The sequence below is a fragment of the Kribbella sp. NBC_00889 genome (assembly GCF_045207705.1).
In the GTDB taxonomy this organism is placed as follows: domain Bacteria; phylum Actinomycetota; class Actinomycetes; order Propionibacteriales; family Kribbellaceae; genus Kribbella.
Window position 1 is genome coordinate 2,492,488 of sequence record NZ_CP108783.1, and the last position, 14,498, is coordinate 2,506,985.

At 68.1% G+C, this 14,498-nt stretch carries 11 protein-coding genes; 6 read left to right on the plus strand and 5 right to left on the minus strand.

Translation table 11 applies throughout. From position 1 onward, the window contains the following. Positions 1–16 precede the first annotated feature (16 nt). The 3 genes from OG817_RS12040 to OG817_RS12050 all read right to left on the minus strand — a co-directional run bounded on the left by OG817_RS12040 (position 17) and on the right by OG817_RS12050 (position 4,915). Positions 17–1,117 carry a class I SAM-dependent methyltransferase gene (locus OG817_RS12040; protein WP_406054097.1) on the minus strand — a complete coding sequence of 367 codons (1,101 nt, stop codon included), beginning with the start codon at positions 1,115–1,117 and terminating at the stop codon, positions 17–19. A 90-nt stretch (positions 1,118–1,207) separates the two neighbouring features. Continuing rightward, positions 1,208–4,261 (minus strand): ATP-binding protein, encoded by a 3,054-nt coding sequence (locus tag OG817_RS12045; protein WP_406054099.1) that lies wholly within the window; start codon positions 4,259–4,261, stop codon positions 1,208–1,210. A gap of 159 nt (positions 4,262–4,420) precedes the next feature. After that, positions 4,421–4,915 (minus strand): nucleoside kinase, encoded by a 495-nt coding sequence (locus tag OG817_RS12050; RefSeq protein ID WP_406054101.1) that lies wholly within the window; start codon positions 4,913–4,915, stop codon positions 4,421–4,423. A gap of 219 nt (positions 4,916–5,134) precedes the next feature. On the opposite strand from OG817_RS12050, the gene OG817_RS12055 reads away from it, so the two are divergent. Next, complete coding sequence (locus tag OG817_RS12055) at positions 5,135–6,124, plus strand: acyltransferase domain-containing protein (RefSeq protein WP_406054103.1); 990 nt, start codon at positions 5,135–5,137, stop codon at positions 6,122–6,124. Positions 6,125–6,135: 11 nt separating this feature from the next. Here OG817_RS12055 and OG817_RS12060 read toward each other — a convergent pair whose 3' ends face one another. Continuing rightward, complete coding sequence (locus tag OG817_RS12060) at positions 6,136–7,125, minus strand: hypothetical protein (protein WP_406054105.1); 990 nt, start codon at positions 7,123–7,125, stop codon at positions 6,136–6,138. Next, a complete protein-coding gene (locus OG817_RS12065; RefSeq protein ID WP_406054107.1) occupies positions 7,122–11,801 on the minus strand; it encodes a hypothetical protein in 4,680 nt (1,559 codons plus the stop codon). The genes OG817_RS12060 and OG817_RS12065 overlap by 4 nt, the downstream gene beginning before the upstream one ends. A gap of 181 nt (positions 11,802–11,982) precedes the next feature. Between OG817_RS12065 and OG817_RS12070 the strand changes: the two genes are divergently transcribed. The 5 genes from OG817_RS12070 to OG817_RS12090 are packed head-to-tail and all read left to right on the plus strand — an operon-like array spanning position 11,983 to position 14,479. Continuing rightward, a complete protein-coding gene (locus OG817_RS12070; RefSeq protein ID WP_406054109.1) occupies positions 11,983–12,480 on the plus strand; it encodes a Dps family protein in 498 nt (165 codons plus the stop codon). Next, positions 12,480–13,076, plus strand: coding sequence for a sulfite oxidase-like oxidoreductase (locus tag OG817_RS12075; protein WP_406054111.1), 597 nt, complete (start codon positions 12,480–12,482; stop codon positions 13,074–13,076). The genes OG817_RS12070 and OG817_RS12075 overlap by 1 nt, the downstream gene beginning before the upstream one ends. Then, positions 13,046–13,795 carry a ferredoxin reductase gene (locus tag OG817_RS12080; RefSeq protein WP_406054113.1) on the plus strand — a complete coding sequence of 250 codons (750 nt, stop codon included), beginning with the start codon at positions 13,046–13,048 and terminating at the stop codon, positions 13,793–13,795. Before OG817_RS12075 ends, OG817_RS12080 begins: the two co-directional genes overlap by 31 nt. 5 nt (positions 13,796–13,800) lie before the next feature. Next, positions 13,801–14,058 (plus strand): DUF6510 family protein, encoded by a 258-nt coding sequence (locus OG817_RS12085; protein ID WP_406054115.1) that lies wholly within the window; start codon positions 13,801–13,803, stop codon positions 14,056–14,058. A 37-nt stretch (positions 14,059–14,095) separates the two neighbouring features. Further along, on the plus strand, positions 14,096–14,479 hold the full coding sequence (locus OG817_RS12090; protein ID WP_406054117.1) for a nuclear transport factor 2 family protein: 384 nt from the start codon (positions 14,096–14,098) through the stop codon (positions 14,477–14,479). Positions 14,480–14,498 lie beyond the last annotated feature (19 nt).

Here is a 14,498-nt window from a genome sequence, read left to right on the forward strand (position 1 = left end):
GCATCGCGTTGGCGACTCAGCCCTGGAGCCGGTAGAAGCGCCAGAACGGGTGCTCGATCGGCAGGATCTCGATTCCGGCGAAGCCGGCGGTTTCGGACAGCCGTCGCATGGTGGCCGGCCGGATCTCGAGTGGCCCGACGACCTCGGAGCCGGCGTCGGTGCGGCCCTGCGGAACACACCAGAGGGTCCCGGCCGCGGCCATGAACCGTTCGACCTCGTCACCCGGAGCGGTGAAGGTCTCGGCGACGTTCTCCTCCATCACGATCACCGATCCGCCGGGTGCCAGCGCACGTCGGGCGGCCTCGAGTGCCGCCACCGGATGTGGCAAGTCGTGCAGGCATTCGAAGAAGAACGCGACGTCGTACCCGTCATGGGGGAGCGGCTGGGTGATGTCGGCGACCTCGAGGTCGACCCGGCCGCCCACCCCGCGTTCGGCGACGTACCGGCGGCCGCGGGCGATGGACTCCTCGTCCAGGTCGTACCCGTCGACGGAGATGTGCGAGAACGCCTCCGCGAGCCGGATCGACGCCCAGCCCACGCCTGCGCCCAGGTCCGCGACGCGCGCCGGGCGGGTGCTGTCCGCGAGGCGGGACTGGATGTCCGGCACCTGCGGAAGCCACTCGTCGATCAGCGAGTTCTCGTAGGCGGGCCGGTTGAGCGCCTCCTGTGCGGTCACCGCGTCGGCGCCGTACGCCGTGAGCGGCACACCGTCCCCGGTGCGGAACGCGGCGACCAGTGCCGGAAGCGCTCGGCCCATCGCCGGCGCGATGTAGGCCATGCCGCCGGCATAGAACGGACTTGTCTCGTCAACCAGCGCCTCGTGAACGCCGTCGCGCAAGCTGAACACCGCCTCTTCGCTGATGGTCAGCAGTCCCGCAACGGCCTGTTGAGTCAGCCATTCCTGGGTGTAGCGGACCTCGGCACCGCTTCGCTCAGCCAGTACGGCGGCCGTCGCGGGCCCGTCCTCCGACAGCGAGCGATAGAAGCCCAGCTCGACGCCGAGGTAGATGTTGAGGAGCTCGGCAGTGGCCAGCGTCTGCAGGAAGAGGCGGCCGGACACCTCCTCGGCGGCGGACGGAGTGGGGGTCTCCTCGACCTGATCCAGCATCGTGCTCATGATGTTCTCCCTGGTGCTGCGCGGCGCCCGGTGCGCCGCCTCTACCAGGGAGGCGCCAGGTCTGATGTGGCGATGCCACACGACTCATGGCTAGCTGTGCCAGGTCACGGTTTCCTCCGGGCGATAGACGCAGAACCGTCCGGTGGAGACGGCCAACTCGAGGTGTCGCGCCAGCCCGGGGTGGACCTCGCGGATGGCCTTGATCGCGGTCGCGACGCGCATCGCGACGGCCTTGCGAGCCCGTTCGGCCGGGTCCCCGGTCGTCCGCGCCCGGCCACCGAGGCCGTAGGCCGCGGCCAGCTCGCGGACCAGGAAGTCCCGTTCCTCGACGAGTGTGCCGACCCGCTCAGGTGTGCCGTCCACTTCTGCCTCGGCGATGTCGGTATCGAGTTCGGCCACTCGCCGCTTGTACGCGTCCCTGGCCGTACCGTCGAGCACCGGACCGGTGTCCCCGCCGGCCGCCGTCCTCGGCGGGCCGCCCGCAGCGGCAACGAGGTCGAGGACATGCACCGACGTACCGGGCCGGCCCAGCAGCACGGACAGGTCGTGCATTCCCTTCGAATCCGGGACAGTTGCCTCGCCATCCCGCCAGCTCAGGTGCCAGGTTCGCCCCTCCTGTCGGAACACTCCCTCGACGCTCGTGGTCCGTCGTACGACTCCGCTGATCGCGGCCAGATCCTGCTCCGCTCGGGTCAGCCACGGGACAGCGTTGGCGCCTTGGTACGCCGAGACCGCCTTGGACAGCAGGCGTCGCGCGTCGCCGATCCTGCCGCGGAACGCCGCCAGTCGGCCGAGGAGGTGTGCGGTCACGCCCATCACGCCTCCGCCGATCCCGTCGATCACCCACAGGCCCTCGTACGGCGCGAGCCGCCGAGCCACCTCGTCGGCGACATCGCCACGATCCAGGGCGATGGCCGCATCGCCGGTGTGCCACATTCCTTCGAGCCACTCGCAGTCGTCGGGGATCGCATCCAGGCCGCGGCTCATCAGCCGGTCGAAGTATCGCCCGGCTGTGTCGACTTCTCCGGCCGCGGCGAGGTAGCTGGCCAACATGCCCAGGGCAACGGACGACTCGGACACGGTCTTGACGGCCGCATCGATATCGTCGACGAAGTCCGCGGGGAGTACGCCGGCTGTCCGGTGGGTCCACATGCGCAGGGTGAAAACCATGAGTGCGGCGTTGGCACTGCCGGCCCGACGCCCGATCGCTTCGGTCTCGTCGGCGTACCGGGTCGCCGTTTCGAAGTCGCCGGACATCAGTGCCCGCGCTCCATGCCACAGCGGGACGTACCAGGAGTAGAGCGGCAGCATGAGGCGGTTCGCCGTCCGTGCGAAGGCGTCGATCTCCGCATCGACCTCGGGCCAGTCGCCTCGCTCCATCAGCGCGACCAGGCGGAGGCGACGGGCCAGCAACTGACACGGTGAATCGTGCCCGCGTTCGGCGACCGCGAGCATCCGGCTGGCTGCGGCGAACCTCTCGTCGAGCTGGGCCGGACCGGCGATGGCGTCGCAGTACGCCGCCAGCGCACCCGACTCGACACAGGGATGGCCGACTCGTTCGGCCATCGCCACGGCGGAGCGAGCCAGCTCGAGCCGCTCGCTCTCCCGGTCGGTCCCCGCATAGGCGAGCGAGAGCCGGGCCATCACCGCAGCCCGCATACCGCCGTCTCGCTGCGGTAGCGACGCCAGCGCTTCCTCGAGTAGTTCTGTCTGCAGCTCGTCGTACTGCGGCACCTCGAACCCGCTCAGGCCGGCGCCCAGGCCGAGCGCGGCCATCGCCAGGTGACTGGCACGTCCGTTACGCCGCGCCAGTTCCGCCGTCTGTGCGAACGTCTGTCGGGCGCCTTCGAGATCACCGGCGTACATCTGTGCCTCGCCCAGCTCGAGCATCACCTTCGTTCGCTCGATGTCCTTTGCCCGCAGGGCGATCCGGTACGCATCGACCGCCTGCTCGTAGCCCATCCGGTCTCCCGCCGAGCGTGCCGCTCGCAGCGCCCATGCCGCGGCACGTTCGGCGGCGTCCGGACCGAACGCGGCGGACCAGTGCCGGGCCAGCTCACCCGCGGCCTCGTCGTCTCCGGCTGTCTCTTCGAGCTGCTCGGCCAGCGCTCGGTGTAATTTGGCCCGCCGCGCAGTACCGAGGGAGGTCTCCAGCACCTCCTGGACCAGCGCGTGGGCGAACCAGATCCGGTTGTCGACGGGCGGCCCGGCCAGTAACCGGGCGGCTGCAGCCTCCTCGAGCTGAAGGAGAACCGCATCGGCCGAGTCGCCGGCGACGGCCATCACGAGTGAGACGTCGGCACCGTTCCCGGCCACCGCGGCAACCTCCAGGATCTGCTGGCAGCCTTGGCTGACGCGGGCGATCCGGCGGGCGAGCACCTCGCGGACACCATCGGGTACGCCGGTCGTCGCCGACCGAGCCGCGAGCAGCCGGGAGACCTCCCGCACGAAGAACGGGTTCCCGCCGGTGCGACGGTGCACCATGGTCGCCAACTCGTCGGCGGGGGTCTCACCGAGAACCCGCGTCACCAACTCCGCCACCTCGTCGATCCCGAGGCCGTCGAGCCGGATTCGCTGTACTGCGGTCGGTAGATCGCGGACAACGGCCCGCACATCCTCACCGGTCTTCGGCGGCTCGTCACGCCAGGTGGCCACGAGCAGCACACGAAGACCCGGGAGCGCGTCGACGACTTGACGGAGGAGCAGCAACGAGGCGCTGTCGGCCCACTGCAGATCTTCGAGGATGAGAACGAGCGGACCGTCGCCAGAGACCTTCTGCAACGTGTCGATCACCGAAACGAACAGTCTGGCCCGGACACCGGCGTCGCCGCGCAGCACTCCCAGTCCGTCCGCGCCGTGACCGGCAGGCCCCTCGCCGGCGAGCCGATGCTCAGGCGCCAGCTCACGGAGAATGCTTCGCCACGGCCAGAACGGCGGCATGCCGGCGGCCGAACACCAGCCCCAGGCAACGGTGACACCTGATGCGAGAGCACGATCCGCAAGCGCCTCCGCAAGCGTCGTCTTACCCATCCCCGGCTCACCGAGAACGATCGCGGACCGGCCGCGACCGTCGACGGCCGCAGCCAGCAGGGCGTCGAGCTCAGCCAGTGGCCGGGCCCGGCCTACCATCACCCGTCGCTCCATCCGACGCCTCCCCGCTTCACATGCTAAGCAACCTGGCTCCCAGGGTCAGCACTTCGAACGAAGCGTCCCTGACCGGTAATAGCCCGTCACTGATCGAGAAGCAGCTGCAGCGGAGCGTGGTCGGGCCGGCCCGGTTCCGTGGATCGCCTGGCCCGTGTGTCAGTGAATGTGACGAAGGATTTCGTCAACGACAAGTTGGAGCGGTGCGGAGGCGTCGATTGCACGTCCGTGAGCAATGCCTTCCTTCGTGTGGTGCAAGCGCGTGATGATTTCTCGCTCCTCTTGCCTTCCGCCCCAGTCGCTGGGGTCAACGAGTACGCGCTCATCAATCCGGCGCATCACAGTGTCAAGGTCGTCGACTTCAAGGACAAAGACACCGTCAAGAAGGTCGATGAACTCCGAAGAATTCCTGGAGCCACCGCAGAGAAACGTCACCGCCTCATCCTGGTTGGCGAGCAGGCCCTTGACCTTCGCTACATCCCAGAGGGGCGGTAGGTGGCTGTCGGATGCACGGCCACTGGTGTCTGCACCTGGCTCCGGGGCGCTGCGGAGTTCTCTGTCGCCATGAATAGCCTGATAGCCGCGTCGCTGCAATTCGTCGCAGACCGTCGTTTTGCCGGTGCCGGAACCGCCGTCAATCAGGTAGTTTCTCACGCCCATTGGTCACCACCAGGTCGTCGCCGTCTGCGAAGCGACACCCTATCGATGCATCTGACTGATCGCACGCCAATAAAGCGCGTGATCTGTGGAGACCCTGCAAGTCGTCGAAGCCTCGCCGGACCAGGCGTTCCCCGCGGCTCCGGTCCAGACCGCGGACCTCTGATCGATTAGGGTCCGATTGCTGGGCGTTGGCGGCGCAGGGCGGAGGGTGCGATGACTATCGGTGTCGAGGAGGTGGCCGGATTCCTCGGGGATGATCCAGCCTTGGTGAAGTGGCTCGGGGAGTTGGATCGAGCCGGTGAGCCTCGCGACGAGCTCGACGTACCTACGGCCGAGACTGCACTGACACTTCTGCTTCGACTCGGCGTACCGGCGCAGGACGCGGCCGAGATCGTCGGTGAGTTGTCCGATCTGCAGCGCAATCCGGCACTGTCCTGGTTGGTACGACGTTGTGCTCAGCGGACCGTTGCAGATATCGGCGGGTTTCGACCGGGTGGATCGTGGCCGACTTTGCCGGACGGCTGGGGTCGCTACTTCTATGTGTACGTCTTTCTCGCTGTTCTTCCGTCTGTCCGCGCGTACCACGAACAACGTGGCATCCCTGACGACATCTCCTGGGCGACGCTCGCGGCACTTGGCAGCGCCGTTGAGTCCCATCGGCAACGGCTCGGCACCGGCGGGATGGACGCGCCGTTCTGGATCGACCTGCACTTCCGCGGGGGCATCTATTTGCTCGGCCGGTTGGGGTTCAACCGCGGTGACCTGGGATTCCTTGCCCCGGCGGTGCGGGCCGCCGGACTTCCGTCCGACGAGTCGGATCCGGCGCTGGGTGTGCACGCCGGCCCGACCGGAGCCCTGGACCCAGCTGCCTGCGACGCTTCCTTCGCCCTCGCCGGCGAGTTCTTTGCCCGGCATTTCCCTGAGGAGACGTACCGGCTCGCGCGGTGTGGATCGTGGATCCTCGACGAGCAGCTCGCCGAATACCTGCCGGCCGACTCCAACATCATCCGCTTCCAACGCCGCTTCCACCTGACACCCGAGACGCGGGACGGCGACGCCGACATCCTGTTCAGGATCTTCCAAGCCTCACCCGATACCGACCTTGCGACCCTTCCCCGCCGGACGACTCTCCAGCGAGCCGTGATCGATCACCTGCGCGCCGGCCGGCACTGGAAGATCGGCTTCGGCTGGCTCGAACTCTGATCCCCAGCGCATCAGTAGCGGCGCGGGCTGCGAGGGGACGAGGTGGGGGTGGCGGGCTCCTCGTTGCCGGTCCAGTCGCCGTCGTTGAGGCGGCGAAGGCTGTTTTCGAGGTCGAGAGACAACCAGCCGGCGAGCTGCGGATGGGTGGGGTGTTGCCACATGCCGTACGGGCCGCGCAGCGTCTCCAGGTAGTCGACGAGGTCATGGACCCGTCGGTCCTGTGGAGAGACGCCGCAACGGGAGGCGAGGTCGAGCAGGAAGGCGAGGTCGTGCGTGGCGTAGAACGTCACTTGTCCCATCGCTCGTTCAAGCCCTACCAATCGGGACACCTCCCAACCGAGGGTCGAGGTGTCTCGGGTCTCGCGGGCGAGGAGGTGGTCGACGCCGATCCGGGCGACGTCGGATCGCCGTTGCTCGGGGTGCATCGCCAGGCAGGCGACGGCGCCGGTCGTCGCCGATCGGCAACCGAGCCCACGGGGCAGGCGGCGGTACTCCTTCTCCGGCGACGTCGGGCGGCCGGCCTGTCCGAGGTCGGCTTTCGGGCCGGACGGCCAGGATCCGTCCTCGAGGCATACGTCGAGGAGCCACTGGTAGGCATGCTCGGCACGGGGATCAGCAGCGAAGCCGGCGGCGGCGATCCCGCGCAGCGGTACGACAGTCTGCATGGTGATGAAGCGAGGGCCTTCGATCGGGCCCGAGTCGGCAGGCGGAATCGACCACGAGCCATCCGGCTGCTGCTCGCCGAAGATCTTCTCGACCGAGGTCGCCATGGCAGGCCCGCGGTAGCCGAGGTAGGCCAGCTGACAGAGCAGATAGCCCGCGACATAGGGCCCGGCCGCAGCCAACCGCTCGACGAGTGCGTCGACCTCCGCGCTCCGATCGATCTCGCTACGCCACGCGATGACCTCGGCGTCGTCGTCGGTGGCGCCCTCCAGTTCGCGGGCCGCCCGCCAACGCAGCGACGGGGACGGGTCGCCGAGCAGCAGGGTGCCGATGTTCATGGCAGCACCCCGGCAAGATGGGGCGCGGTGGCGGTGCCGGCTTCGATGAAAGCGTCGGGCAGGCCCTCGAACACGATCCGGCCACCGTCCGGTCCCGCGCCCGGGCCGAGCTCGATGAGCCAGTCGCAGGCGGCGAGGAAGGCCGGATCGTGCTCGACGACGAGCACGCTGTTGCCGGCGGCAATGAGCGTGTCGAGCGTGTGGACCAGCACTGCGACGTCGGTGGCCTGGAGGCCGACGGTGGGTTCGTCGAGCACGTACAGGGCGGTCGACTTCGTCGTACGGGCGAACTCCTTGGCAAGCTTGAGCCGCTGCGCTTCGCCGCCCGACAGGCTCCAGCCCGGCTGACGTACGACGAGGTAGCCCAGCCCGAGTGCGACGGCAGCCCCGCCCACCCGGCGTACCGCGTCAAGGTCGCCCCACTCGTCGACCAGTTCGGCGATCGTGAGGGCTTCGATGTCGGTGAGGCTCCGGCCCCGCTGGAGCAGGGTGGCGGCCTCGTGGCGATACCCAGATCCGCCGCAGGCATCGCAGGTCTGCGGCAACGACGGCAGGAACGACATGTCCTGCTGCCACGCCCCTTTGCCCTTGCAGGCGTCGCACTGATAGGTCAGATCCTTGATCGTGATGCCCTGCTCTACGGCCGCCTCGCTCGCGGCGAACTCCTTGCGGACGGCACCGATCAGCCCGAGGAACATCCCCGGTGAGGTGATCTCGGCCCGGGACTGGTCGGCCACGACCGTTCGCTGGGGCGCCCCGGACATGGAGTCGTGATCGCCGGGCCGGACGCGGATCACGCCGCGGCCAGGAATATTGGTCTTCGGTCGGGTCAGGCCCAGCGCGATGGTGTCGACGACGAGCGACGACTTACCCGACCCGGACACCCCGCAGACGCCGACGAGTACGCCGAGTGGGACGCGGACGGCGAGTCCGTCGAGGTTGTTCTCCCGCGCTCCGGTGACCTGCATCCAGCCCGTAGGCTCCCGACGGCAGTCGCGGTGTATCGCCGCTACCTGTCCTTCCAGAACCCCCCGCGTCACCGACTGCGGGCTGTCCAGCTCGACCAGGCGACCACCAGATCGGCCGGGACCGGGTCCGATCTCGATCACGTCGTCCGCCGCGCGGATGATGATCGGGTCGTGCTCGACGGCGATGACAGTGTTGCCGGCGGCCCGCAATTCGGTCAGGGTCCGGGCCAGGGCGGTCACCTCCGACGGGTGCAGACCCCTTGAGGGTTCGTCCAGCAGGACCGTCATCCCGACCAGTCCGTCGCCGAGCACCGACGCCAGCTTGATGCGTTGCGCTTCGCCGGCCGACAGGGTCCAGGTCGTCCGGTTCGGCTGGAGGTAGCCCAGCCCGACGGCACGCAGGAAGGCGAGCCGACGCAACGCGATGGTCCGTGCCTCTGCCGCCTGCGGATCCTCGGGTACGTCGATCGATGTCAGGACGGCCTCCAGATCGGCGAGCGAGGTCGAGAAGAGCTCATCCCGCCCGCGGCCTTGGAGGCGGATCGCCAGGTACGGCGTACGCAGCTGCCGGCCACCGCACTCCCGGCACGGAAACACGGTCGACTCCTTGCCCCCGACGTCGTTCGCGGCCCACGCGTTCAACCCGCGCCAGAACGCGTCGCCGTACAGCACGGCGTGTTGGGCCTCTTCGCTCAACGCCTTCCAGGGGGTGCGGTCAAAGTCGAACCGGTAGCGCTCGGCCAGCGACCGCATCGGCGGCTCCTCGCCGCGGGTTGTGCCGAACCAGGCCAGACTGCCGCCGAAGACGCCGCCGTAGACGGGCACGTCCGGGTGCTCGATCAACTTGGTGAAGTCGAACTCCCGCTCGACCCCGAGTCCCAGGCACTGCGGACAGCTCGAAACCGGTGACCCCACCAGATGACGGGGCTCGATCGGCACCGCGGTGGTCCCGCAGTCGTCGCAGATCCACGCTGCTTCCGGCTTCTGCGACGTACGGCGTACTGTGTCGCGGCCGCAGGCAAGGCACGTGCGGACACCTGCCCGGGCGATGATCACGGCCAGCAGACGGTCGAGGTCGGTGGACCGGCCAACCGTCACCCGGTCAGCATCCCAGACGGAGAAGCCCGGCCCGTGCGCGTCGAACATCAGGCCGGACGCGTCGATGCCCATCGTCGGGCCCAGGCCGGTCAGTGACTCGACCGGAGCCTCCGGTCCCTCGCGGACCGACTGGCGCTCGTAGACAGACAGGCACTCGAGCAGGCGCCTGGTCGCCTCCGACTCGACGACGTCGTGGATCAACGACGACTTGCCCGAACCGGATACGCCCGTCACGACAGTGAACCGGCCCTTGGTGAAATCGACGTCGACTCCCTGCAGGTTGTGGGCGCGGGCGCCGCGTACACGGACGGCATCGCTGGACCGGCGGTCGGTGCGCGGCTTGGCACGAGGCCGCACCCGCGGCTGCTTCTCGGCAACGGGCGGCCCGCAGTGCTGCAGGCGTCCACCATCGGGACCACCACCCGGGCCCAGGTCGATGCGCCAGTCGGCGGCGGCGATCACGTCCGGCTGGTGCTCGACCACGACCACCGTGCAGCCGTTGTCCGTCAGCCGGTCGAGCACCGCGAGCAACCGATCGAGGTCGCCCGGGTGCAGACCCGTTGTGGGCTCGTCGAGTAGGACCAAGTCGCCGGACCGCGCCTTGGCCACCTCGCGGGCCAGCCGCACGCGCTGGGCTTCCCCACCCGAAAGGCTCGGAGACGGCTGCCCGAGCGTCAGGTAGCCCAGCCCAACCTCCTGCAGGGATCCCAGAATGCGGGTCACCGACGGGTGCTCGACGAACATCGCGGTGGCCTCGTCAACGCTCAGCGCCAACACATCGGCGATCGACCGACCCGCCCAGGTCGCCTCGAGGACCTCAGGGCGATAGCGCCGGCCATCGCAGGCCTCGCACGGGACCCAGATCGGCGCCAGATAGCTCATGCCGATCGCCACCGATCCCATCCCCTCGCAGTCCGGGCAGGCGCCCTCGGCCCGGTTGAAGGTGAAGTCCGATGCCGAGCGTCCGGTCTCGCTCGCGAAGACGTCGCGGATCCGGTCGAGCACCTTGGTGTACGTCGCCGGATTCGACCGGGGGTTGTTGCCCAGCGGCGCCTGATCCACCGCACGAGCCCGTGTCACCGGCGCGTCGAATCTCGCGCAGCCGACCGGGCCACGCTCGCGCAAGGACGCCAACAGCACCTCCTGGCTCAGGGTGGTCTTGCCTGCTCCTGACGGCCCAGTGATCACCGTCAGCGATCCGAGCGGGATCTCGCAGTCGACAGCGCGGAGGTTGCGCAGGCTCGCCCCGGTGACGCAGATCCGGTCAGCGGCAACCGGACGTCGTGATCGCTGCCGACGAGCGCCGGCGGAGAAGCCGGTGCCCGACGCCGTACCAGCCTTCCACAGATCCGCGGGCGGGCCTTGGAACACCAGTCGTCCGCCGGCGTCTCCACCGCCGGGCCCGATCTCCACGACGTCGTCGGCCATGGCGACAGCCAGCGGGTCGTGTTCGACCATCAGCACCGGACCCGGCAGGGCGGCAATGGCGTCGAGCAGTCGACGAAGATCACTGTGATGTAGCCCGATGGTCGGCTCGTCGAGGACGTGCAGGAGGTCTTCGAGACGCCCCGACAGCACGACAGCGAGCCGGGTACGTTGCGCCTCACCGCGTGACAGCGTCGGCATCGACCGGTCGAGGGCGAGGTAGCCAAGGCCCAACTCTCGCAGCGGACGCAGGCGTCGCAGCAACTCATCCTGAATGCGTCGAGCACGCGACCCGAACGGGAGCCGCTGCACGAATTCGAGGACCTCGGTCACCGATCGGCCGATCAGCTCCTGGAACGTGATGCCGTCGATGCGGTGCGACGAGGTGTCGTTGTCACCGCGGAAGGCCGACGGCGCGAGTGGCCGGACCCACGCGCCGCATTGCGGGCAGATCGGCGCCCGCAGGACCGGCGCACCACCGAGCAGCACTTCGGGTCGGCCCAACGCATCGGCCCGCTCCAGGGTGGCCCGGACCTCGGCTGCCCGCCACCCGCGCCGAAGCGTGGCTACTCGTACGACGATGTCGTGAGGACGCAGCGGGTCGAGCCGCGCGGTTGTTGCCGCCCACGGGCGTCCATCGACGGTGACCTGGGCGAACTCTCCTCGGATGCCGGCCAGCAGACGCGCGTGACTTCCGACCAGCCCTCGCACGATCGCGACATCGACGTCGAGACTGTCGTTGTGGGCGAGCAGGTCCAGCGCGGTGGTGAGGCGTTCCTCGGCGGAGAGCGCTCGGACCGGCACGTGGCAGTGGGGGCAGGTGACCTCGGCAAACCGTGAGTACAGGATCCGCAGGAACGGGTGCAGCCCGACCGACGTCGCCAGCGTCGAGGCCGGGTTCCGGTTGAGGACGTTCTGGGCAACCGCGACCGCCGGCCCCAGACCCTCGATGCGCCGGACCCTCGCAGCGGGAACCCGCGCGCTGTTGCCGCCGAGCGCCAACGACTCGACGAACCGGCGACGCGCCTCGGCATAAACCACGTCGAACGCCAACGACGACTTACCCGACCCCGACACGCCGACGACCGCGGTCAGCCCTGGCCCGAACGACACATCGACAGCACGCAGATTGTGCTCAGCCGCGCCAAGTACATCGAGGAACCGCTCGTTCCCGCGCCTCCGCACACGAGCACGCCCAACCGCACCGTCTCCCGCGATTCGGCGATCCACCCCGCCATCCTTGCAGCTCCCTACGACCAGAAACGACAAATACGACGCCCCAGGCTCGGATCAGCTGCTGGGTGAGGATTGGTCCAGGTGGTGGGGAAAGGTCGGGCGGTGGCCGTGACACAGGGGAGATATGTCTATGGAATCTGTTGCGAACTCGGTGCAGTTGCCGCCGCTGGACAATCCGAACGAGCGGGTGGCGGTTGGTGAGGGGCTGCAGCTCGTGCTGCAGGATCTGATCGATCTGTCGCTCATCGGGAAGCAGTTGCATTGGAGCGTGGTCGGGGCGGCCGCCCACGGGGTGCATCTGTTCCTCGATGAGTTGGTCGAGCAGTGGCGCGAACTCGCGGATGTCGTCGCCGAGCGTGCAGTGACGTTGGGGTTTGTCCCGGATGGCCAGAGCTCGGCGGTGGCGGCCGGATCACGTGTCGAACCTGTCGTGGTGCGGTCGCTGGCCGATCACGCAGTGGTCTGGGAGCTGGGTCGGCGGGTGGCGGCGGTGGCTGAGCGGATCCGTGCACGGCTGGGCTCGGTCGGTGCTGCGGATCTGGTGACGCAGGACGTACTGATCAGAGTGGTCGGGATGCTGGAGAAGCAGCAATGGCTGTTGCGTGTGCAGCTCGGCGAGAAGGCCTGATGGCTGTCACCAGAGGGTTCCAGGGCCGGCGCGCCGCAGACCCTTCGCGGGTACCGCCCGGCCAGTACGTCACGCGAGACTTCCCTGTGCTGTCGGCCGGGCCGACCCCGTACACGCAGCTGGACACGTGGGATTTCACGATCAGTGGGGCCGTGGACAGGCCGGTCTCGTGGTCGTGGACGGAGTTCCAGGCGTTGCCCCGCGAGAAGGTCACCGTCGACATCCACTGCGTGACGAAGTGGACGAAACTGGACATGACCTGGTCGGGGGTCTCTCTCGACACCATCCTTGATGCGGCGCCGACCCAGGCACTTCATGCCCTGGCATTCTCCGACGGCGGCTACACCACAAACATTCCGCTGGCGGACTTGCGAGGTGGAAAGGCCTGGATCGCCGATGAGTACGACGGGCGGCCGCTCGATCCGGAGCATGGTGGGCCGGCGCGTCTGCTGGTACCGCACCTGTACTTCTGGAAGAGCGCGAAGTGGATCCGTGGGTTGGACCTGCGGACCGACGATCAGCCCGGCTTCTGGGAGATGTTCGGCTATCACAACTATGGAGACCCGTGGAAAGAGCAGCGCTACTACGGCGACTGACGTGGCAGACCGGCACGGTGATCGCGACGACCATCGAGACTCCGCGGGTGAAGACCATCGCGCTCGCCGTACCTGATTGGCCAGGGCACCGTGCGGGTCAGCACGTGGATGTGCGGCTGACGGCGCCCGATGGGTATCAGACGCAGCGGAGCTATTCGATCGCGTCGGCGCCGGGGGACGACTACCTGTCGCTCACTGTCGAGCGACTCGACGACGGTGAGGTGTCTCCCTATCTGGTGGACGAGTTGCGAGAAGGCGACGAGCTCGAGTTCCGTGGTCCGATCGGCGGGCATTTCGTCTGGGACAACGAATTCGGTGGCCCGTTGTTCTTGGTGGCCGGCGGATCTGGAGTGGTCCCGTTGCGGTCGATGCTTCGGCATCACCGTGCCATCGGTAGCCAGGTGCCCGTTCGCGTGCTGTGCTCGGCGCGCTCGCTCGAGCTGCTGATCTATCGTGAGGAGCTCGTGAAGATGGCGACCTGCGACCTCGTCGATGTCTCGATCACACTGACTCGCGAGGCCCCGAGTAGCTGGCGTGGGTACTGCGGACGCATCGACACGGCGCTCTTGTCCACGGCCGGATGGGCAGCTGATGAAGAGCCGCTCACCTATGTCTGCGGACCAACAGCGTTCGTCGAGACGGCGGCGGCCGGATTGGTGGCCTTGGGATACGACGCGGGACGGATCCGGACCGAACGCTTCGGCGGGACAGGGGTGTGACGAAGATGAGGACTCTCGATGGCAATGCTCTGGCCGGCGTGATGCACGATCTCTTTGCGCGAGACATGACGACCACGGGATACAAGTGCACGAGTTGTCGCCGCACCGGAGTCGTGGCGGAGATGGTCGTGTACATGTCAGGACCCGGCACGGTGGCGCGTTGCAGGGACTGCGACACGATCCTGCTGATGCTCACTGAACGCCACGGGATGTACTGCATTGACATGCCTGGAATGGCACAGACAGCGCTCCCGCCGGCCTAGCCCTGGCTGCCTTCACCCTTACCTTGAAAGGAACCTGATGACCATCCAGACCCCGCCCGACCCGACCGCCGCCGACCTGGCGAAGCACCTGCCGCACGCGATCACGACGTACCTGCGCGAGGCCGATCCCCAGCACAAGGCGAACGCTCACGACTTGCTGTCGGCCTTCGCGACCGACGCCACCGTCATCGACGACGACGGCAACACCTACACCGGTCACGACGAGATCCACCGCTGGCGGGAGACCGAAACCAGCGAGTACACCTACACGGTCGCGGTCAGCCACGTCGAGAAGTTCGACGACACCCACTACGTCGTCACCAACCACCTGGAGGGCGACTTCCCCGGCGGCGTCGTCGACATCATCTACCGCTTCACCCTCGCCAACGACCTCATCACCAAGCTCGAGATCGCTCCCTGACGCCCGAACGTCTCGTCCT

Bases quoted from the DNA above. Each gene is read 5' to 3' on its own strand.
- OG817_RS12040 (WP_406054097.1), bottom strand. From the start codon at position 1,117: ATGAGCACGATGCTGGATCAGGTCGAGGAGACCCCCACTCCGTCCGCC.
- OG817_RS12045 (WP_406054099.1), bottom strand. From the start codon at position 4,261: ATGGAGCGACGGGTGATGGTAGGCCGGGCCCGGCCACTGGCTGAGCTC.
- OG817_RS12055 (WP_406054103.1), top strand. From the start codon at position 5,135: ATGACTATCGGTGTCGAGGAGGTGGCCGGATTCCTCGGGGATGATCCA.
- OG817_RS12060 (WP_406054105.1), bottom strand. From the start codon at position 7,125: ATGAACATCGGCACCCTGCTGCTCGGCGACCCGTCCCCGTCGCTGCGT.
- OG817_RS12070 (WP_406054109.1), top strand. From the start codon at position 11,983: ATGGAATCTGTTGCGAACTCGGTGCAGTTGCCGCCGCTGGACAATCCG.
- OG817_RS12075 (WP_406054111.1), top strand. From the start codon at position 12,480: ATGGCTGTCACCAGAGGGTTCCAGGGCCGGCGCGCCGCAGACCCTTCG.
- OG817_RS12085 (WP_406054115.1), top strand. From the start codon at position 13,801: ATGAGGACTCTCGATGGCAATGCTCTGGCCGGCGTGATGCACGATCTC.
- OG817_RS12090 (WP_406054117.1), top strand. From the start codon at position 14,096: ATGACCATCCAGACCCCGCCCGACCCGACCGCCGCCGACCTGGCGAAG.